The sequence below is a fragment of the Fictibacillus phosphorivorans genome (assembly GCF_001629705.1).
GTDB lineage: Bacteria > Bacillota > Bacilli > Bacillales > Fictibacillaceae > Fictibacillus > Fictibacillus phosphorivorans_A.
On record NZ_CP015378.1, the window covers coordinates 356,956 to 378,656 of the forward strand.

Sequence of the window (21,701 nt, forward strand, 5' to 3'; positions counted from 1 at the left end):
TGTATCATTGAAAATATTTAAAAGTATACTGTTTCTTGCAATCCTTGCGTCTATTTTTTATCTGGTATCACTAGAATGGAAAAAGAGAAACACACCACTGCCTACTGAAATGAATCCGATTGTGGCAGAGAATCGTGATCTTCTAATACAAAAAGCGTCCGAAAAAGGAATTAATATTGTAATAACCGATGATTTTCGATCCGCAGCAGAACAGGATCGGCTGTATGAACAAGGCCGTTCACGAGAAGGAACCATCGTTACTCATGTGGAAGGCGGAGAGTCTTATCATAACTATGGTCTAGCGATTGATTTTGCTCTTAAGTTAGATGATGGTTCAGTGGTCTGGAATCTTGAACGAGATGACAATGGGAATGGGCAGTCGGATTGGATGGAAGTGGTTGGAATCGCCAAAGATTTGGGTTTCGAATGGGGTGGAGATTGGGCGGGCTTTAAAGACTACCCACACCTTGAGATGAATTTTGGATTAAGTATTCGAGAGTTGCAGTATGGAGAGCGGCCACCATCTAATATCAGGAACTAAGGAAATCCTTAGTTCCATTTTTTTGTACACTTTTAAAAGGGATGAGTAAAGAACTATTTTAAATGGTTTATTTTAGGAGAGAAGGGGTATATTTTACGTGGAAAAATATAACTATTAATGGTATTTTTATATAATGATAGGGAAATGGACCTGATGAATTAGTAACTAGGTGATATGGGAGGTATAGGTGTGGGATTTTCAGATGATTTAAGTGCTATCTATAGCAGCTTATCAAGTCGTACCGCGGCCATAGATGAAAAAATCTCTAGGCTGCAGCGAGCTAAAGGTGAGATTAATCAAGAACAGAACACGAGTATGCAAGAAATTCGCAAGATACTAGAACCAGAGCTTGGTAGTTTGTGGATGGGAAATCGAGCGAACGCCTTTGATCAATCGAGAGAAGAAGCATATAAGATTATGCAAGAAATAGTAAACGACGACTATGAGGATTACCAACAAAAGATTGGTGTTGTAATTGGTCTATTAAAAGTAGAGAGAGAATCTTTGAGTGTTATTGGCGGCTTAGCAAATGAGGCGAGTCAATTGCTAGACAAGGGAGAAGATGCTCTTGAGGAACTAGGAAGTCGAATTGATGATCTGAAAAGGAGGATCTTTTAATGCAGACCATAAAGCTACAATTTCATGATGTTACTCAACAACTGGGTGAAACACAGAAAGCGCTTGACGCTCTTACTCTTCCAAGCCCTTCAGCTGGAGCACTTGGAAAGAACGAACTTCAGTTTACGAAAGAATTTCTGCAACGTGAAGAAAATCTTCATAAGATGATACTTGAGTACATGAATGTAGTAACAAAAAATATTGAGGATACAAAAGCGAATATTGAGATTCTAAAGAATCAGGATGAAGCGATTTTTAGAAATAAATAGAAAGAGGGCATCTTGAAAATGAGAAGTCATGTACTTGAAGCTTCAACTTTAAATGCTGCAACTGAAGAAAGAGCCCATCAATATGAAAGACTAAGAGAGCAGTTCCAATCCTTAAGAACAGAGCTTGCTAAGATTGCAGAAGACAGCGACTTTCAAGGTAAGGGAGCTGAAGCCATCAAGGGCTTTTATCAAGGGCAAATTGATGTAGTAGATGCATGGATACAATTGATTGATATAAATTTGTTATTTTTTAAAGGAATTCCAGGTGATACAGAGGAAGTTGATCTTTCGGGGGATACGGTTGTTCAGGTTCCATTTTTAGAAGAGAACGTAGAACGAGCGGGGAGAATGGCAAAAGATATAGTTGCAGATCAACAGGATGAACTACAACGCATTTTTAGCGACATCAGTGATCTGGTCTCTCTTTCTGTGTTCTCAAAGGATGCTTTTGAAGACCAAATGGATAAAGCTGAAAAGCGTCGGTCAGAAACGGTTGAAAAGGTTAATGAGTTAGATCAAAGATTAACCGATGAATATGCTGTGTCTCAAGGACAAGAACAATATATTTATGCACTATTTGCTCAATTAATGGAAGCGACACGTAAAGGTGAAACCATTTCACCTTTATATTTTAATGCGGAAGCTTACCATAACAGCGAAGTATACAAAGCTATCACTAAAGTAAAAGATGAGAACGATAAGTATATAAACTTTAAGAAAGAACAAAAAGAAGCAAGAGAGATACAAAAAGAAATGGAAGAGATGGAGAACCGTCCATGGTATGAAAAAGCATGGGATACGGTCTCTACCTTTACGGGAGAAGTCACAGGGTATTATGATTCCATCCGTGCATCAACAGGTGTTGACCCAGTGACAGGAAGAAAGCTTTCGGAATCCGAACGTATTACAGCAGGTGCTATGGCGGCAGCTGGATTTATACCGGTCATCGGTTGGGCTGGAAGAGCGGTTAAGGGCGGATCCGCTATTTATAAAACAGTAAAAGCCGCAAATACTGCCGATCACATGCTAGATTCATATAAAACAGCTCAAGGTCTTACGAGACTTCAAAAAGCAGAATACGGTATCTATGGCCTTGTATCTGCAAATGGATTCGGCGAGTATTTTACAGGTAAAGATATGTTCGGAAATGAGTTGTCAGAAGAGCAAAGAAATCAAAGTTTATTTAATGCGTTTGCAATTGCAGGTGTGGGTAGTGCTGGATATGCGTTGGATCGTATGGATATTGGTAAGGTGCTTCAAAATAAGTTTCCGCTCAATAGAACAAATAAGATAATTAAAAAATTTGAAAAAGACATTGATAAACATCCCCAAAAAGAAATTATTAAAGATGTTTTAAAATACGTAGAAAAAAAACAAATTTCAGTATCTACACAGAAGCTACTAGACGAACATGTTGTAAAGGAAGTTATAAATAGAGTAGGCCCGAATCTGAAAAGATCAGATATTAGTAATTTGAAATGGGAAATCATCGAAAAATCTACTATAAGAAATAAAGAAAAATTGACTCCTTCTCAAAGAGCGAGATTATGGCAAGGTTCTTCCCCATATTTTGGTCTAGATGAATATGAAGACTTTATAATGTCTAAAGGTACTAAAGTATATACGGGATATCCATTTCCTACAGGATATAGTTTTACAAAAACTGTTTTAGATAGTGTTAATGGAGACTCAAAGGAACTATTCCAAGGGGTGCAAGTTAACCCACGAGTTTCCCAAGATGGTACAGGTGATTATAAATATCAAATCATTGCTTTTGAGTTTCTTGAAGATATTCCATCAGCAAGGGGTATTACAAATGCCAATCCACAATTAGGTAATGGAGGATTGGAACAAATATTCACACCCGATTTTAAGGAACTTGTTCGAGACGGGAAAGTCATACCTATCCTAAATGATGAAACAATTAAAATGTTAAAGTCTAATGGAATTGAATTTGATAAAGAACTATTACAATTAATTGATTCAGAAGGCAATTATATTCACAAAAGTATATGCGATACTTTTATTTCAATTGCTGATGACAAAAACATAGTAAAATTAGAAAACAATATCTTAAGTGAAGAAGAAGTTCTAGATATTGAAAAAGCAATTGAAAAAGTAGCTAAAAATGGTGGAGGTATTTACTAATGAGTGGTTTGAAAGATGGAATAATTTATATTGACGGCTTTGAAATTTCACCTAGTACTAAAATTACTGAGGTTATAAACTACTTTCCAAATGATAAAATAAAAATAATTGCTAATGGTGAATCAGTTAGATTTATAAAGCCAGTTACGCTGGGTAATAAAAATTTTTATGTCAGATTAGCATCAGCTAATAGTTTAATAACATCTGTAAATTTGGTTGTTTTTGATCCTGCTTTAAATGAATGGGATGTTGAACCTAAAGCAGATCTACACGGTGAGTGGTTGTGTGAACAGTTAGGATACCCTCAAGGTTTGCTAGATGAGAATCTATTTAACTGGGGAAAAATCATTCAATGGGAAGATTTTAGGTCTCGCCAGACACAAATTAATATACTCTATAATAATTAGGTTTAAAGATTTTTTGTTAGAGTTACTTAGATTTTTAATAGTCCGGCATTATCTCTTCTGAAAAGTTTTCTAAATTATATTATAACTAGAGCTCAAGTCTAAATAATAATCGCAGAAATTTTCATGATTACTGAAGATTAAATTGGATATTTTAAAGGATGGGGTTTACATGGAACCAGCATTATTACTTAACCAGTTAAAAGATGGAACTCTAGAGCCGAAGCATGCCTTTCCTCAGTTAGCTTCGAAAGTGAAATATCTTCTACTTCCTGAATCGGAACTTCGTATAAAAACAGATGAAGGAGAGGGGCCCGTTGTTTTTACAGATGCGGAAGCGGTACATGCCTTTCAAGCTCATTTGAATACAAAGAGAACAGATGCATTGACTGTGTTGAAAACCACGTTACGAAATAAACAGCAACTACTTCTAATCAATCCTAATCATGAATCTATGGTGGTTCTTCGTAAAGATGATATGAAGCTTCTCATGAGGGAATATGCTATTAGAGAATTAAAAAAGCGTGGAGGAGCTAATATCCTTTTAACTGTGGAAGGACAGCTGAGATTTATTGAATTGCCCGATGGAGCTAAGGTCTTGCCTGTCTATCTAAGTGAAGCAGATGGAAAACAGGTGTACCCAGAGGATCATTGTTTGCCCCTTAGCTGGCATGATATTGTTGTGAATTGTAAAAAATACAACGCAGAAGCTGCTTTTCTCCAAATGGGTCATGAAGAACAAATTGGTCTTAATTATTCTTATTTAGATCAGTTAGAAGGTAAGAGTTGGGCGCATACCGCCACAAGTTGGGCTATGAAGCTTTGGTTTGCAGGCGCTTTTTTAGGACTTTTCATTAATTACTTCATCGGTAATCTTAATGAATGGCTTATAGCTTTCTATCTTTGGTTCGGCATAATTATTTTTATCGTTGGATTCTTTTCAGCTCGAAAACGAGATAAAGTTAAAAAGAAATAATATACATACAAAAAAAGAAGGATCCAGCCGGATCCTTCTTTTTTTGTTTATAATTTAAACGAACTCTTCAACGAAACAATCTCATTAAACACAATCTTTTCTTCTGATGTATGCTTTGGATCTACGTTGAAGTAGCCATGACGGAAGAACTGGAACTTATCTTGAGGTTTCGCGTCCTTCATGTTTGCTTCAATATATCCTTGTTTTACGATAAGAGAATCTTTGTTCACGTAGTCCAAGAATGTCTTGCCTTCACTATCTTCTTCTTTTTCCATATCTTCATCAGAGATAAGTGGCTCATAGATACGGAACTCTGCAGGTACGGCTTGTGTCGCTTCTACCCAGTGAAGTGTACCTTTTACTTTACGGCCAGTGAAGCCTGAGCCGGATTTCGTCTCCACATCGTACGTACAATGTAGTTCAACGACATTGCCGTTTTCATCTTTTATGAAATCTTCGCATTTAATGAAGTATGCATGCTTTAAGCGAACTTCGTTTCCAGGGAATAGACGGAAGTACTTTTTCGGAGGATCCTCCATAAAGTCTTCACGCTCGATATAGATTTCACGAGAGAATGGAATCTGACGTGAACCCATTTCAGGATTTTCTGGGTTGATCTCAGCATCAAGCATTTCAACTTGTCCTTCAGGGTAGTTTGTGATGACCACTTTTAATGGATCAACAATACCCATCGTACGAGGTGCTTTTACTTTAAGATCTTCACGGATGAAGTGCTCAAGCATCGCTGTGTCCGTTACACCAGAACCTTTAGAAACACCAGCTGCTTTTACAAACTCAACGATTGACTCAGGCGTGTAGCCTTTACGGCGTAGTCCAGAGATTGTTGGCATGCGAGGATCGTCCCATCCATCCACATAACCTTCATCTACTAATTGTTTCAGTTTACGTTTACTCATTACTGTATTCGTTAACCCTAGGCGGCCAAATTCAATCTGCTGTGGCTGACTTTCCATCTCACACTCTTCCACAACCCAGTTGTAAAGAGGACGTTGGTCTTCAAATTCTGTTGTACAAAGCGAATGTGTAACGCCTTCAATCGCATCCTCGATAGGATGAGCAAATGCATACATCGGATAGATGCACCACGTATCACCTGTATTGTGATGAGTTGCGTGAGAGACACGATAGATGACTGGATCACGTAAGTTAATGTTAGGTGAACTCATGTCGATCTTCGCACGAAGTACTTTTTGACCGTTCTGGAACTCGCCTTTACGCATGCGATCGAATAGATCTAAGTTCTCTTCTACAGAACGGTTGCGATAAGGGCTTTCTTTACCGGGCTCTTTCAACGTTCCGCGGTACTCACGAATCTCATCAGCCGTCAGATCATCCACATATGCTTTTCCTTTTTTAATTAAAAGCACAGCACGCGCATACATTTCTTCAAAGTAATCAGAAGCAAAGCGAAGGTTCTCCCATTCAAAACCAAGCCACTCAACGTCGTTCTTAATCGCATCAACGTATTCTTGGTCTTCTTTTAATGGGTTCGTATCATCAAAGCGCAGATTTGTTTCTCCGCCAAACTCATCCGCAAGTCCAAAGTTGATTACGATTGATTTTGCATGTCCAATATGAAGATATCCATTTGGTTCTGGAGGAAAACGAGTAACGATTTTCTTGTGTTTTCCGGATTCCAGATCGTTTTGGATGATTGTTTTAATAAAATTAGAAGAACTATTCTCCATCCCGTATCAAGCCTTTCCTTATATGTAAACTAAGATATACTTTACATTATAACAAAAATAAATTTCAACTAAACGTATTCTTTTAGGGATATGGAGATTATTTAACTAAGAAATGGTGGGATCAACATGAATGTCATTGACTTGCATTGTGATGCATTATTAAAATTTTGGGAAACGGACGGCAGGCTCAGTTATGCGGATGCGCCACAGCTTGCTACAAATAAGAAACGACTGCAAAAGGGAAAAGTGAACGTTCAATTCTTTGCAATTTTTATAGAGCCCTTTATTCCTAGTGATCAAAAATTCCACTCTGCACTTCAGCAAGTGGATTATTTCTATAAAGAGGTTCTCGGTAAAAATTCAGAGATGAAGCATTTGAAGAATTGGCACGACTTTCAAACATTAAAGGATGGAGAAATCGGAGCAGTTTTGACGCTTGAAGGAGTAGATACGATTGGTGACGATCTTACGAAGTTAAGCATCCTGCATCAACTCGGTGTTCTTTTGATCGGGTTAACATGGAATCATGCGAACCTTGCCGCTGATGGCGCTCAAGAACCGCGTGGAGCTGGTCTGACGATGTTTGGAAAAGAGATCGTTGCTTTCAATAATAAACATAAGATCTTAACCGATGTGTCTCATTTATGTGATCGTGCTTTTTGGGATGTGATGGAGATTGCTGATTATCCGCTTGCCAGCCACTCTAATTCACGCGTACTGTGTGACCATCCGCGTAACCTGACGGATGAGATGGCAAAAGAAATGTTTAGTAAAGGTGGCGTGGTGCACGTTGTATATAACCCGCCATTTACGACGAATGAGGGTTCAGCAAGTATTAATGATTTAATCAAGCACATCGACCATTTTTGTGGACTTGGCGGAGTAAAACAGATCGGCCTCGGCTCTGATTTTGACGGCATCTCACAACTTATTACAGATTTAGAGGATGCATCTATGACTCAAAACTTAATCAATGAGTTGTTGAAGCATTATTCTGAAGAAGAAGTCCGTGGATTTGCGTCTCAGAACTTCCTGGATTTTATTTCCAAAATATAATTTGTAAGTAAAGGCTGGCATTCTAGCTGGAACAAATATGTTCAACTGGGATGTCGGTTTTTTATTTGGCGAAATATTTTAGTAGGCGCTTGCAACTAGCGTAAAATGCCACTAGCGATCATAACCTCCGGTGATCTAGAAAACTTCTGCAAAAGCCCTCATCTTATGTTCTTCTTTTCTCTTAAACTTTCTCATAGCTTATAAAAGAATAACTAGTCGGAAGGAGTTTAGATATGTATTACAATCATCACGGTTTTCAAAATGTGGGCATCAGGCAACAAGACGATCTTACAACGATGAACCGCCTTATTGTAACAGGTGAAGGTTCTGTTTCTGCTGTTCCGGATACAGCTCTTCTTACAATAGGAGTCATTACAGAAAACCAAAATTTAAGCATGGCTCAAAAAGAGAATGCTGATAAAACGACTTCTGTTATACAAACCCTTATGTCATTAGGTATTCCTCAAAGCGATATCCAAACGTCCAGTTTTCGTATCGAACCTCAATATAACTATGAAAATGGTCAGCAGCAATTTAGAGGATATCGTATAGAGCACCAGTTGCAGGTAACGATAAAGGATATTCGCCAGACAGGCCAGGCAATCGATCAAGCGGTAGAGAACGGAGCTAACTCTGTATCGTCCATTCAATTCACCGTTTCTAACCCTGATGCCTTTTATAATCAAGCATTGTCACTAGCTATTCAAAATGCTCAGCAAAAAGCGATTTCTATGGCAAGAGCCTTACAAGTTACACTGCGGCCAGTACCGATTATCATCCAAGAAGTATCTCAATTGTTACCACCTAGACCCGTTCCGTTTCAAGCTGTAATGTATGCGCAAAGTGCTGAAACACCTATACAGCCAGGGGAAAACAAGATTACAGCATCTGTAAAAATCCAGTATACGTATAATTAGAAAGGACAGGTACAAATTGACAGTCTGATATGTTGCGTCTTATACTTAACCAAATGGTTAAATATAATGAAGAACATTTAAATGATGTATTTTCAGTTCTATCTGATCCGACTCGGCGTACGATAATCGAGCAGCTTTCAAAAGGAGAAAGGAGTGTGCAAGAGTTAGCCCAGCCTTTTGATATGTCGCTGCCTGCGATCTCGAAGCATTTGAAAGTTTTAGAGAATGCAGGTCTTGTCACACACCGAAAAGAGGGGCGCTATCGCTATTACGCGATACAGCCGGACGCAATGGACGGAGCATGTGAATGGATCTCTACGCTTAAAGAGCTATGGACAAAATTTGAAGGTATGTTTTGCTGCAGCAAACAAAAGAAGCAGTAAGACGTATGCTTGGAGTGTGAACAATGGAAACGCAGCAAGAAATAATTAAGGTACAGAAACTAGTAAAGCGCTACGGAGACTTCACCGCTGTGGACGGAAGTGAGTTCTCTGTACATAATGGCGAGGTATTCGGTCTACTCGGCCCGAATGGAGCGGGAAAAACGACAACCCTTGAGATGTTAGTCGGTCTTCGCAAGCCAGATGAAGGAACGGCGATTGTTGGTGGATTTGATATTACAAAAGAGCTTGATAAAGTAAAAGAGGTCATCGGTGTACAGCTTCAATCTACCACTCTTTTTGAGCTCTTGACCGTAGATGAGATTCTTCATCTTTACGGGAGTTTTTACCGCGAACATATCTCGATTCCTGAATTGATTGATGACATGCTTTTAACAGAGAAAAAGAATAGCAGAATAAAAGGTTTGTCTGGTGGTCAGAAGCAGAGACTTGCGATTGCCCTTGCACTCGTGCACGATCCGCAGATTATTTTCTTGGACGAACCGACGACTGGTCTCGATCCACAAGCACGTCGTACGTTATGGGACATTATTTTACGTTTGAAGGAACGGGGCAAAACCGTTGTACTGACGACTCATTACATGGATGAAGCACACGTGTTATGTGACCGTATCGCCATTATGGATCAAGGAAAGCTAATTGCTCTTGATACGCCTAGTGAACTCGTAAGAAATCTTCAGTCGGATAGCGCGGTTGAATTTAAGTTTAACGATGAAGTAAATATTGCTTTGTCAGAGATTGACGGAGTGAAGCAAGTGGGTAGTCAGAAAGATGTCCATGTTCTCTATACAGATGATCTTCAGAAAACGTTAACGAGTTTAATCGCAATTGCTTCTGAAAAACAGCTGAAGCTTGTAGATCTACAAACGAGAACGGCAACACTTGAAGATGTGTTTATCCACATGACAGGAAGAAGGTTAAGAGAAGGATGAGATCATACTATCTATTAACACTCGCTCAGCTTCGGATCTTCCTTAGAAACAGACAAGTACTGTTTTGGACCCTCGCATTTCCTATCGTTCTGATGGTCATGTTAGGTTCTTTCTTAGGAAACGGTAATGGCGTATCCATTACGGCAGCTGTTGTTGATCAGGATAAGAGTGAACAGTCGAAGAACTTAGTGAAAGAAATGGAAAGAAACGAAGCGGTATCTCTTGAAAAAAGTTCAAACGAAAAAGATGTGTTAGATCAGTTAAAACAAGGTGATTTAACGCTCGTTATTACTATTCCAAAAGGCTATGGTGAAAATCTAGCTGCCGGAAACAAAGCAGATCCGTTCAAACTGCCTGTTTATTATAATGAAACGAACATGGCGATGTCCCAAGTTGGACTTCAGCTTGTCGATAATGCGGTAGACACGATCAGTAAAAAATCTGTGAGCTATGAGCCTGTTGTTATAACAGAATCAAAAGGGGTAGAAGCACTGAATCTTCGTTACATCGACTTCCTAGTACCTGGAATCGTGGCGATGATGATCATGAGCAATAACATGAACGGAGTGGCAGGCCAGATATCATCATGGCGTGAACGTGGAATCTTACGTCGTATGCAAGGAACAACACTTAAAGCCTCTACATTTATTGCAGCGCAGATTACAGCTCGTTTTATGCTGAACGGTTTGCAAGCGATGATTGTATTAGCTGTCGCTTGGGCTGCGTTCGGCATTGAAGTGAGAGGTTCATGGTTAACCGTGATTGCGTTTGTTACGCTTGGGACGTTAGCCTTTATGGCAATCGGCTTCATTATCGCAGGTATTGCCAAGACACCCGAGAGTGCGGGACCGATTGCTGGTTTTCTATCGTTTCCGATGCTGTTTTTAGGCGGTGTGTTCTTTCCGATACGAGACATGCCTGAGTTTTTACAGCCGTTCGTACAAATTTTACCGATTGCGCACTTAAGCCATGCTCTTCGTGAGACTATGAACGTTGGAGCTTCGTTCTTAGACCTCGGCATGGAAGCGATGATTCTAGGTGGCTGGTTGATCGGGGCATTCATTGTAGCGAGTTTCACATTTAAGTGGGAATAGATTTAGCAGGAGAAAGAGGGGGAACAAATATGAATACACAAAATTATAAGAACCATGCAAGGATGCACCCTGTTTATCATTATGTACTTTCTTTACTAGTACTTGGAGGGCTCATTGCAAGCATTGTTTATTTGGTTAAAGCAGAAGATAAGTTACTAGGCGTGATATTAATCGTGATGTCTCTTAGTCTGTTATTGACGTTTGCTTTACTTCGCATGTACCCATTAAAAGCTCAAGATCGGGCGATCCGTGCAGAAGAGAACTTACGCTATTACGTTTTAACAGGAAAGTTGTTGGATGGCAGACTTACAACAGGGCAGATCGTAGCCCTTCGATTCGCACCAGACGAGGAACTTCCCCTTTTGGCAGAGAAAGCAGCAACTGAAAACTTGAAACCTAAGGAAATAAAACAAGCGATTACGAACTGGAAAGCGGATCATTATAGAATCTAAACAAAAGGATGCAGGGGTTAAAGTCTCTGCGTCTTTTTATTTGCAATTCTATTAAAATATGGGAATTAATCTCTTCAATTATTATTTGAGAATACAATTCAACGTTTTAAATTAAAGGTAATTTTGTAGTATAAAAGGGAGAGGGGAAGACATGCGATAAAATATTTCGGGACTTTAATCATGGTTATAAGGATTCAAAATTCGATAAAAGATGAGATAGTTATTGAAATATCGTGTAAAAATATGGTAGTAATTGGTTTGGGTAGAAAATATTCCGTTGCTCTAACATCACTCATATCAAGGTTTTTAGTAGTGATAAGTAAATAGTATCAAAAATTTACAAATTTATGGTTTCGTTATTTCCATAATAGGGCAAATATAGGTGTATTTATCCATTTCTAATTAGAAGCAACCGATCTCAAAGATCGTTGTTTATAAATTTAAAAAGATAAGGGAGAGAAGAAAATGTCAGGAATTATTCGCGTTACACCAGCAGAACTAGTAGATATGTCAGGTCGTTACTCTAATGAAAGTAGCCAAGTAGGAGAACAAGTATCACGTTTGAATTCAATGATCAGCCAATTAGAAGGTATGTGGGAAGGGGAAGCAAGTAAAGCTTTCAGCCAACAATACGAAGCATTAAAGCCATCTTTCCTTCAAATGCAACAGTTACTTGAAGATATCTCAGCTCAACTTAACAACACATCTAGAGCTCTAGAAGACGCTGATAACCAAATCGCAAGCCAAATTAGAGGGTAAGCTTTTTAACTTTTGGTTTTTTGTTTTATGGGGGCGCCTTCTTTATTAAAGGCGCTCTTCATTTTTTGAGGTGATGATTATGTACATTGAAGTTACCGTGGATTTGAAAAATTATACAGGGGAAGCCTTTGACCTTCGACTTTCAAACTTCCATACTGTAAAAAAAGTGATAGATATCGTTTGGCAAACAAAAGAAATTGACCTTCCGCCTAGAGACGGTTACTGGGTACGTGTGCCAAATAAAAATATTGTACTCTCGGGAAACCAAAAACTAATAGAGAGTGGAATATTGACAGGTGATCGTTTTGAAATTCTTTGAGGGGGTCTAAGCAATGACCGAAAAAAACAAAACATATTTGGAACAAATCTTAGAATCCCAGATTAGTAGAGATGAGGATTCTATTACTTTTGCATTTCAAAAAGAAAAAATCAAGCTAGATGACGTTATTGAAGTAGAACTGTTAAAGGAATTGGATACAGATATTCAACGATCCATTATCGTTGATGAAAACGAGCTTAAGATTACCATCCTCCCCCACTCTAATTACCGGTATTTCCCTGATTTAACAAACCAAAACGATAGAAGTAAATGGATGTTTGCATTTCAACTCACAAAGAGAGTAAAAGAGCATTCATTGAATCGTTTACACTTGGTGGTATGTCCCGAGAACATAGTATTTGATCAAAGTCTATCACCAGCTTTCCTACATTATGGAGTGAAAGAAAGTATTCCTCCTTACGAAGCGGAGCATGAAAGAGTTTGGAAAGAGCTTAAAGCTACGATTGTTTTCTTAGTGGACGGTAAACATTCCTTTCATGATTACTTAAAGCTTCATGAAACCATTGAATTATCAACCGCTGCTAAAGAGGTATTAGAAGTTGACGATTTGAATGGACTGTTACTTTTCATACAAAAAAAATTAAATGACATAGATGAAAAAGATAAATTGATGCTAAATATTCCACAAAAGAAATGGAAAATTACACAATATGCTTCCTTGGGATTATTGATATGTTTCATCCCGGCTATCATATATACGATTTATTCTCTGTTTTTTTTACAGCCTAGACAAGAAGCCTTTGTTAGCAGTAACGAGCATTTTCTAGGTAAGGAATACAGTGAAGTTGTCGAAGTTATGTCTGATTATGATGTTGAGGATATGCCAAATGTGGTTCAGTACCAGTTAGCTTCATCTTACATAATCAATGAATCACTTACTGAAGAGCAAAAGGAAAATATACAAAACACCGTTTCCTTGCAATCGGAACCTCTCTATTTTCAATATTGGATATACATCGGAAGAGGAAATGCGAAGGAAGCGCTCGATATTGCACGTTCGTTAGAAGATAAAGATCTTATTATGTTCGCACTAATTAAATATCGTGAAGAATTAAAATCTGATGATAAATTGAGTAGTGAAGAAAAACAGCAAAAAATTAAAGAAGTACAAGCTGAAATAGATGAGTATCTAGAAGAGCAAGAGGCAATTAAAGAAGAAGAAGAGAGACTTAAAGAAGAAGAGAGAAAAGCTGAAGAAGAAAAGCAAAAAGAACAAGAAGCAATGGAGCAAAAGGCTAAGGAAGAAGCAGCAGCTGCTGAAAAGGAGCAAAAGCCTGCAACACCACCGAAACCTACCAATTCGAATTAGAGGGGGTGAAGTATGAGCACACTTTGGGTGTTTTTTAATAAGAACTATCAGCAGATCAGCTTGGATCACGAGTCTCATAAAACATTAACCATCGGTCCGAACATTTCGGACTCTGTTACGGTTAGAAATTTTCCGTTTAGCAAGGGTATTTTAACAATCAGCCGAAATCAGGAAAAGGTAGAGATTTACCAAGATGATAAAGTCATCGGTCATGTAATGGAAGATAACTTATTCCAGGTATCAGATGGAGATCATACATTAAGAATCTACCTTACAAATAATATGGAGATTCAACAGTCTTATTATATCGGCTTTGAGAAAGAGTACACGTTTTCTGCAACAGACTCTGAAGCTGATCTCACTTATCAACCCATAGAGAGCTTCGGTTCTGAAGAAGTGTCATTCGTTCTTATTAAAGCTAGAGAGAGATGGATGATCTCACCAAATAAAGGTGAGCTTTATCTGAACGGTCATAAGATAAGCGGTCCTACAAAGTTTGAGGTAGGTGATCTTCTATTTTGGCCATTCATGTCGATGAAATTATTAGATACAGACTTGATTCAGGTTATTAGTAGGAGAGAATTTACAACAAAACTTCCGTCAGCCAAAAAGCCTGTTTCAGAAATGAGTAAGAAATATCCTAATTACCGAAGAACACCACGAATGGTTTTTGATCTTCCAAAAGAAAAAGTGACACTATCATTTCCATCACAAGAGGGTGAAAACCCAAATAGAGGTCTGTGGTTAATCATCATGCCTCCGCTTTTAATGATGATTGTTATGGGTATCGTTGCAATCATACAACCTAGAGGAATTTTTATTATCGTTTCAATGGTGATGTTTGCTACTACACTCGTTACTTCCTCAGTTCAGTATTTTAAAGAACGTGGAAACTTCAAGAAAAGAAAGATTAAACGCCAGAAAGTTTACAACTTGTATCTTGATAACAAGAGAAAAGAACTTGAAGAGCTAGCTGAAAAGCAAAGGAATGTGCTTCAGTATCATTATCCATCATTTGAGCAGATGAAATATTACACAGAAGAAGTATCTGATCGCATCTGGGAAAGAACGCTTGAGAGCCATGATCTTCTCCAGATAAGAATTGGATTAGGGAATGTACCTTCAAGCTATTCGTTATCTTTAAATAGTGGTGATATGGCGAATAGGGAAATCGATGACCTGTTAGAACAGTCGCAGAAAATGGAAAAAGTATATCAAGAGGTCAAAGATGTTCCCGTTACCGTTAATCTGTCAAATGGAGCAATGGGTCTTATTGGGAAAGAATCTGTAATGAAGAACGAACTTCATCAGCTCATTGGTCAATTGGCATTTTTCCATAGCTATCATGACGTAAGGATAATTTTTATTTTTAATGAAAAAGACTACAAGCAATGGGAATGGGTAAAATGGCTGCCGCATTTTCAGCTGCCGAACTCCCATGCTAAAGGTCTAATCTATAACGAGCAGACTAGAGATCAACTATTATCCTCAGTTTATGAATTAATTAGAGAACGAGATTTAGATACGAACAGCCAAAAGGATAAGATTAGATTTTCTCCTCATCTGGTATTTATCGTACTCGATCAACAGTTACTCTCTGAACATGTATTGCTTGAATATTTAGAGGGAGAATACCCTCATCTGGGGATATCAGTAGTATTTGCAGCAGAAACAAAAGAAAGTTTAACTGACAATATTCACACTCTTGTCCGCTACATTAACGAGTCAGAAGGCGACATATTAATCGAGGAAAAGAAGGCTGTACAAATACCTTTCAAACTCGATACACATAGTCAAGATGGAAATGAAAGATATGCAAGAACTCTAAGGACATTGAATCACCTCGTTGGAATGACGAATTCCATTCCAAACAGTGTTTCATTTCTTGAGCTATTTGGGGCAAAAGAAGTTGTTGATTTACCGATTCAGCACAATTGGACAACGAGAGAATCATCTAAGTCGCTTGCAGTACCTATAGGATTAAAGGGCAAAGAAGATCTGGTTGAACTCAATTTGCATGAAAAAGCGCATGGTCCGCATGGCCTTTTAGCAGGGACTACAGGGTCTGGTAAGAGTGAATTTTTGCAAACTTATATTTTATCTTTAGCTGTTAATTTTCATCCTCATGAAGTTGCCTTTTTGTTAATTGATTATAAAGGTGGAGGAATGGCTCAACCTTTTAAGAACATGCCGCATCTGCTGGGTACAATCACTAATATTGAGGGAAGCCGAAACTTTACTGCAAGGGCGCTTGCTTCCATCAAAAGTGAGTTGAAAAGACGACAAAGACTATTTGATAAATATGAAGTCAATCACATCAATGAATATACAAATCTGTATAAACGTGGTGAAACGAAAGAACCTATGCCGCATCTGTTTTTAATTTCTGATGAATTTGCTGAATTGAAAAGTGAAGAACCTGAATTCATTAAAGAATTAGTCAGTGCTGCGAGGATCGGAAGAAGTTTGGGTGTGCATCTTATACTCGCCACACAAAAACCAGGCGGGGTAATCGACGATCAGATTTGGAGTAATGCTCGATTTAAAATAGCATTAAAGGTTCAGGATGCAGCAGATAGTAGAGAAATTTTAAAAAATGCTGATGCTTCTTCCATAACAGTGACGGGTAGAGGGTATCTTCAGGTCGGTAATAATGAAGTTTACGAATTATTCCAATCGGCTTGGAGTGGCGCACCATACTTGGAGGAAAACGTTGTTAGTGAAGATGAAGTCGCGCTTGTAACAGATTTAGGTCTGGTACCTTTATCTGGATTAACATCCGATTCAAAAAAGAAAAAGGATGCAGAAGCTGAAATAGATGTCATCGTTGACCGGATTGAAGATTTGCAGAAAGAAATGGGGATTAAAAAGCTCAACAGTCCTTGGCTACCTCCATTAAACAATCGTTTAATTCATAAAATAGAGTTTGAGGAAAAAGACTCTGATATTTATTTAGGCTTAGTTGACGAGCCTGAGAAACAGTCACAAACTCCTTATGTATACAAATTAATGGATGATGGAAACATTGGGATTTTTGGTTCTTCAGGGTACGGTAAGTCGCATTCTGTCATGACAATTTTGATGTCTATGGCAACAAAGTTAAATCCGGAGGAGTTACATTATTATCTGTTTGACTTTGGGAATGGAGCTCTTCTACCTTTAAAACAACTTCCTCATACGGCAGATTACTTCCTGATGGACGAAGAAAGAAAGATAGAAAAGTTCATGAGATTTTTAAAGGATGAAATAGCAGAACGTAAACAGCAATTTCAAAAAAGTGAAGTAAGTAGCATTAAAATGTATAACAAACTTCACGAACAAAAGTTACCAATCCTATTTTTAACGATCGATAACTTTGATTTAGTAAAAGAAGAGATGCCTGACTTAGAGATGCAGATGACTCAATTTGCACGTGATGGACAAGCGTTAGGGATTTATATGATCTTTACTGCTACTAGAATCAATTCGATTAGACAGTCTCTCATGAACAACTTGAAAACAAAAATCGTTCATTACTTAATGGATCATTCAGAATCGTATACTGTTCTCGGTAAGGTGCCATTTTCGTTAGAGCCTATCCCTGGAAGAGCAATTATCAAGCGAGAAGAAGCATATTTCTCTCAAGTTTATCTGCCTACTCGTGGCGATGACGATTATGAACTATTAGAAAATATGAAACAAGATATTATGGGAATTGTTGAAAAGTATAAAGATAGTGCGAGCCCAGAATCAATCCCAATGCTGCCTTCTGAACTAACGATGGTAAATTTCACCCAATATACTAAAGGAAATCAAAAACCAGGTATTTTACCAATTGGTCTTGACGAGGAATTTGTACAGCCAGTTTATATGAACTTCCTTAAGAATAAGCATTGTTTAATTGTTGGACAGACGCAAAAAGGAAAAACAAATGCGTTAAGAGTTATGCTAAATACCATTTTACTTCAAGATACAGAAACGATAGGTATGTTTGATTCAGTGGATCGTGGACTTTCGAATTATGTTGGAGAAGAAAAAGTTGTTTATCTCGAAACGAAAGAACATATTTCAGCGTGGTTAGATCAAACGGAAGAAGTACTCAAGCAAAGAGAGAGGGAATATGTAGAAGCTTTATCCAAAGGTACAACATTAAATCAAACTTTTTCCCCTCTATACTTTGTAGTTGATGGGTATTCAAGATTCCTTCAAACTACGGATAGCCTGCTTCAAGACCGATTATCTAAGTACATGAAAAATTACAGTCATCTTGGATTTAATGTTATTGTTTCAGGAAATAACAACGAAATCACCAAAGGCTTTGACCCGTTTACGAATGAGATCAAACAAATACGTCAAGCACTCGTTTTAATGAAAAAATCCGAACAAAGTCTGTTTACTTTACCGTATAACAGGAAAGAAGAAGATGTCCATGCAGGGTACGGTTATTACGTAGAAAATGGAAAAGAAACAAAAATTCAAATTCCTCTAAGTGTCATCGAAAGGAAGATATACACATGATGAGCTCATGGAAATATAGGATAAAGATGCTTCTAGCTGTGGCTATTATTCTAGTGTTCCCCCAACTGTTTATGAACTTTTTGGGAGAGAATCCTATGGAAGTAAAAGCTAACGGTACCCGTTCCATTGCAATTGTAAATGAAGATCTCGGTTCAGAAGAAGAGGAGAGTCAATTACAGTTAGGCAGGGAAGTTCCAGCTATTCTAAAAGATGGATCTGACTATAAGTATACTGTTATCAGCAGAAGTGCAGCAGATAGCGGTCTTAAAAACAAGAAGTATGATGCTGTTGTTTATATTCCATCAAACTTTACTTCTAATGTTATGACATATGATGAAAAGCAGCCTACTAAAGCTGATTTTCAATACACGGTTCAATCGCAGTTAACTGCTGTGAATAAAGAAAAGATATTACGTGAACTGGATTATGCGGGAAATCGCTTAAATAAACAAATGACTTCACTATATTGGAACTATGTCTCTCAAGATATGAAAAAGGTTAGAACAGAGTTTGACCGTATATTGGAGAAGGAAATCGAGTTCCAAACGACCATGATTAGTTTTTATAAGCCTAGTTCTGGTGAACTTGCTGGAGAGCTACAAAGGCAAAAAGATATGCTTGTTCAGCTTCAATCAAGTATGAAGCAAGCGGACGATTCGTCTGCACAAGGAAGCAATAATCTTAAGCAATTCGAGCAAAATTTAACGTCTTTTGTTACCTATGTTGAACAGTATAAAAACTATCAATCTGAGCAACAGCTTCTATTAGGAGAAGCTCAGCAAACAAATTTACAATCCATTCAGGCAGGTAAGGAAAGCGTAATTAATAAACAAGCTGAAACCAACCAGTACTTCCGTGAACAAGGTGATTATTTTGTAACGAGTATGAATTCTATGAACGACTTACTTGAAGGTAATAATCAGTCTATTGCTAATTTGAACGACGAGAGAATGAAACAAGTTGAACGTCAAATAACTGATATGAAGGTTATCCACAATGATTTACTAGATGCCTTTATCCTTCAGCAGAAACAATCAAGACTATCTACGTTAGAAGAGAAGATTAAAGCAACTCGTGGTCAAGTAGGTGGAGGTAATCCAGGTGGTGGTGGACAACCTGGAACACCAGGCACTCCTGGTCAGCCGAATCCAGCAGATTTTACTGAAGAATTAGGCGAATTACAATCAATTAGCCAAAAAACTTCAGAGATCATTGAGATGTTAAAGCTTGTTCCGGATCCTAAACCAGAAAATGTGAATAATGCAATAAATGAATTAACGAACTTAAATAATCGAGTAATTGCAGTCAAAGGAAAGATTGAGTCAAAATCCAATCAGTCTGGTTGGAAGCAGGAGTACGATAAGTTAAAAATTGCTTACGATCAACTTCTTTCTAACTATCAGAATGTGATTAACACAAGCACGTTAAATGATGAATTTTTCAATCTATATAATCAAATTCGTAAAAAAGAACAAGAAATCTTAAAGATGAATAATGGGCTTGCTGATTTATTTAGTACACCTCTTACGATTAACTCTTTTGACGGTACCCTTGCTTATTATGCTTTACTTTCTGAGTATCACACGACCTTAGTGGGGGCTGAGAACGATAATAAGGAAACTGTACTAGCTAATGAAGATTTTAATAAGAGAGTAGAAAAGACACTGAATGTAAATGAAGAAGAACAAGGTAAATGGGATGCTGTAAATGGTTCATTCCCAGCTACACAAGAGGAGATGAAAGGATTAGGAAGTTCATTTTCTCAGTTTAAAGAGAATTATCAATTTACATTAGAAGATCAACAGCAAGCATTAATGAGTGACATCGGTTCAATTGAAGAAAGTGCAAATACTGTTTTAGTAAAGTTACAAGATATGCAAATGAGTGAACCTGAACAAGCCGGGGAAGGTTCCTTGTTAGTAACAAATCAGCAAAGCATCAGTCAAGAGATTAGTATGATTGATACTTTAATGGACTCTTTGAGTGAGAGACAAACATCAGTCGTAAATTATACGGGTGATCTACAAACAAAAGTAAGCAGTGTACAGAACGATGCAAGTGTCTTAAATGAGAAATGGACAACAAATGTAGAATCTACCAAGTTAGTAAGAGATGACGTATTTGATGTACTCGGCAATACTTACTTAGATGGGCAAAGTAATGGGTACGTATATGATTACTTAGCTAATCCATTAAAAGTTTCGGGTGATAATCCACAGGTAGATTCACAAGCTGTTAAAGCTGTACCGCCAGTGGCAATTCTTATCGTCATTTTAATCAGTAGTTTACTAATAGGCTATTTCAGTTACTATTTTAGCCCGCTTCCATTTCTGGTAAAAAATTCTGTTTTCGGGTTATTGAACTTGATTGTAGGTCTTGTTATTAGTTTGTTTGGTCTAGAGATCTACTCATTATCAAATACAAATTCGATTCAGTTTTCCGTATTCACCATATTATTGCTGACAGCTGCATCAACCTTAGTACGCTCAGCGTTCAATGTTGGCCAATTCATCGGATGGATTGCGAGTGTAGGTCTAATCTTATTCTTTGTTAGCCCATTACTTGCTCTAGCAGCACCTAATTTCCAATATGAAGATCCAATGTCTGCTGTTTATCTGTCCATACAATACGGTGCAGATAATGATTATTTAATAGGCTGTTTCTTCTTAGTTGGATTGATTATTATATTGTCGTTAATTCCATATGCCGTTCAATTATGGAAAAAACCATCTAAGAAAACAAATACGGATCAGGCGCATGAAGCTTATTAAAAAAACTTTATTGGTCATCATTCTATTTCTTGTATGTCTTGGACCTGAAACAGTGTTTGCCGGTGCAAGCATTAGAGAATTAGCACCAAATCTATATGAAGAAAATCAGATTAAAGAGAGTACGGAATATCTTCAAGAGGAATCACTGTCTGGAAAGAAAAAGCGGCTTCCAGAAGAGCAGAAGGATTTAACGTTTACGAAGACAGGTGATAACCAATTGGAAGATCTACAAGATGACTTGTTTGATCAATCTGTTAAGGTGGATAACAGTACGGCTTCAAAAGCTAAAACGATGGGACTATTTGCTGCTGGGAGAGAAGAGAATCTAGCAGCTGCAAATGATGAAGACCAGAATAGAAATACATCAGGATTTTCGATATCAGTCATTTATTCTGGATTGATCATTTTGGGCGTTGCGGTTTTATTAGCACTACTCATACCTGGTATGAGAAAAAACAAATCCACAATAAACAGTCATTCTTAAACAAAAAGCTAGCTCTTACAAGGT

At 37.8% G+C, this 21,701-nt stretch carries 19 protein-coding genes; 18 read left to right on the plus strand and 1 reads right to left on the minus strand.

From position 1 onward, the window contains the following. The first annotated feature begins 7 nt into the window (after positions 1-7). The 6 genes from ABE65_RS01935 (at position 8) to ABE65_RS01960 (ending at position 4,956) form a co-directional block, all read left to right on the plus strand. Positions 8-541, plus strand: a complete 534-nt coding sequence (locus tag ABE65_RS01935; protein ID WP_419471032.1) for a M15 family metallopeptidase — start codon at positions 8-10, stop codon at positions 539-541. Positions 542-730: 189 nt separating this feature from the next. Beyond that, positions 731-1,159, plus strand: coding sequence for a YwqH-like family protein (locus ABE65_RS01940; RefSeq protein ID WP_066390950.1), 429 nt, complete (start codon positions 731-733; stop codon positions 1,157-1,159). Beyond that, the gene (locus tag ABE65_RS01945; RefSeq protein ID WP_066390952.1) at positions 1,159-1,428 is read left to right on the plus strand and encodes a DUF5344 family protein; all 270 of its coding nucleotides are present in this window, start codon (positions 1,159-1,161) and stop codon (positions 1,426-1,428) included. The genes ABE65_RS01940 and ABE65_RS01945 overlap by 1 nt, the downstream gene beginning before the upstream one ends. An 18-nt stretch (positions 1,429-1,446) precedes the next feature. Further along, a complete protein-coding gene (locus tag ABE65_RS01950) occupies positions 1,447-3,576 on the plus strand; it encodes a ribonuclease YeeF family protein (RefSeq protein WP_066390953.1) in 2,130 nt (709 codons plus the stop codon). After that, complete coding sequence (locus tag ABE65_RS01955; RefSeq protein ID WP_066390955.1) at positions 3,576-3,983, plus strand: hypothetical protein; 408 nt, start codon at positions 3,576-3,578, stop codon at positions 3,981-3,983. Before ABE65_RS01950 ends, ABE65_RS01955 begins: the two co-directional genes overlap by 1 nt. Positions 3,984-4,152: 169 nt before the next feature. Further along, complete coding sequence (locus ABE65_RS01960; RefSeq protein ID WP_066390956.1) at positions 4,153-4,956, plus strand: hypothetical protein; 804 nt, start codon at positions 4,153-4,155, stop codon at positions 4,954-4,956. Between the two features lie 47 nt (positions 4,957-5,003). Here ABE65_RS01960 and ABE65_RS01965 read toward each other — a convergent pair whose 3' ends face one another. Further along, positions 5,004-6,665: a glutamine--tRNA ligase/YqeY domain fusion protein gene (locus ABE65_RS01965; protein WP_066390957.1), complete on the minus strand. Its 1,662-nt coding sequence runs from the start codon at positions 6,663-6,665 to the stop codon at positions 5,004-5,006. Between the two features lie 126 nt (positions 6,666-6,791). Between ABE65_RS01965 and ABE65_RS01970 the strand changes: the two genes are divergently transcribed. The 12 genes from ABE65_RS01970 to essA all read left to right on the plus strand — a co-directional run bounded on the left by ABE65_RS01970 (position 6,792) and on the right by essA (position 21,677). After that, positions 6,792-7,721: a dipeptidase gene (locus ABE65_RS01970; protein ID WP_066390958.1), complete on the plus strand. Its 930-nt coding sequence runs from the start codon at positions 6,792-6,794 to the stop codon at positions 7,719-7,721. Between the two features lie 233 nt (positions 7,722-7,954). Further along, positions 7,955-8,638: an SIMPL domain-containing protein gene (locus ABE65_RS01975; RefSeq protein ID WP_082861236.1), complete on the plus strand. Its 684-nt coding sequence runs from the start codon at positions 7,955-7,957 to the stop codon at positions 8,636-8,638. 53 nt (positions 8,639-8,691) lie between these two features. Continuing rightward, complete coding sequence (locus ABE65_RS01980; RefSeq protein ID WP_066399658.1) at positions 8,692-9,021, plus strand: ArsR/SmtB family transcription factor; 330 nt, start codon at positions 8,692-8,694, stop codon at positions 9,019-9,021. Between the two features lie 23 nt (positions 9,022-9,044). Further along, positions 9,045-9,971, plus strand: coding sequence for an ABC transporter ATP-binding protein (locus ABE65_RS01985; RefSeq protein ID WP_066390959.1), 927 nt, complete (start codon positions 9,045-9,047; stop codon positions 9,969-9,971). After that, positions 9,968-11,065, plus strand: coding sequence for an ABC transporter permease (locus ABE65_RS01990; protein WP_066390961.1), 1,098 nt, complete (start codon positions 9,968-9,970; stop codon positions 11,063-11,065). Before ABE65_RS01985 ends, ABE65_RS01990 begins: the two co-directional genes overlap by 4 nt. Before the next feature lie 29 nt (positions 11,066-11,094). Then, positions 11,095-11,517, plus strand: a complete 423-nt coding sequence (locus ABE65_RS01995) for a DUF6526 family protein (protein WP_066390962.1) — start codon at positions 11,095-11,097, stop codon at positions 11,515-11,517. Between the two features lie 465 nt (positions 11,518-11,982). After that, the gene (locus ABE65_RS02000) at positions 11,983-12,276 is read left to right on the plus strand and encodes a WXG100 family type VII secretion target (protein ID WP_066390963.1); all 294 of its coding nucleotides are present in this window, start codon (positions 11,983-11,985) and stop codon (positions 12,274-12,276) included. 79 nt (positions 12,277-12,355) lie between these two features. After that, entirely contained in the window at positions 12,356-12,595 is a 240-nt protein-coding gene (locus ABE65_RS02005) for an ESX secretion system protein YukD (protein ID WP_066390964.1), read from the plus strand. Between the two features lie 13 nt (positions 12,596-12,608). Continuing rightward, entirely contained in the window at positions 12,609-13,925 is a 1,317-nt protein-coding gene (gene essB / locus ABE65_RS02010) for a type VII secretion protein EssB (protein ID WP_066390966.1), read from the plus strand. 12 nt (positions 13,926-13,937) lie between these two features. Further along, on the plus strand, positions 13,938-18,422 hold the full coding sequence (essC, locus tag ABE65_RS02015) for a type VII secretion protein EssC (protein WP_066390968.1): 4,485 nt from the start codon (positions 13,938-13,940) through the stop codon (positions 18,420-18,422). A gap of 26 nt (positions 18,423-18,448) precedes the next feature. Further along, a complete protein-coding gene (gene esaA / locus ABE65_RS02020) occupies positions 18,449-21,193 on the plus strand; it encodes a type VII secretion protein EsaA (protein WP_269148789.1) in 2,745 nt (914 codons plus the stop codon). After that, entirely contained in the window at positions 21,180-21,677 is a 498-nt protein-coding gene (essA, locus tag ABE65_RS02025; protein WP_066390971.1) for a type VII secretion protein EssA, read from the plus strand. Before esaA ends, essA begins: the two co-directional genes overlap by 14 nt. The last annotated feature ends 24 nt before the right edge of the window (positions 21,678-21,701 follow it).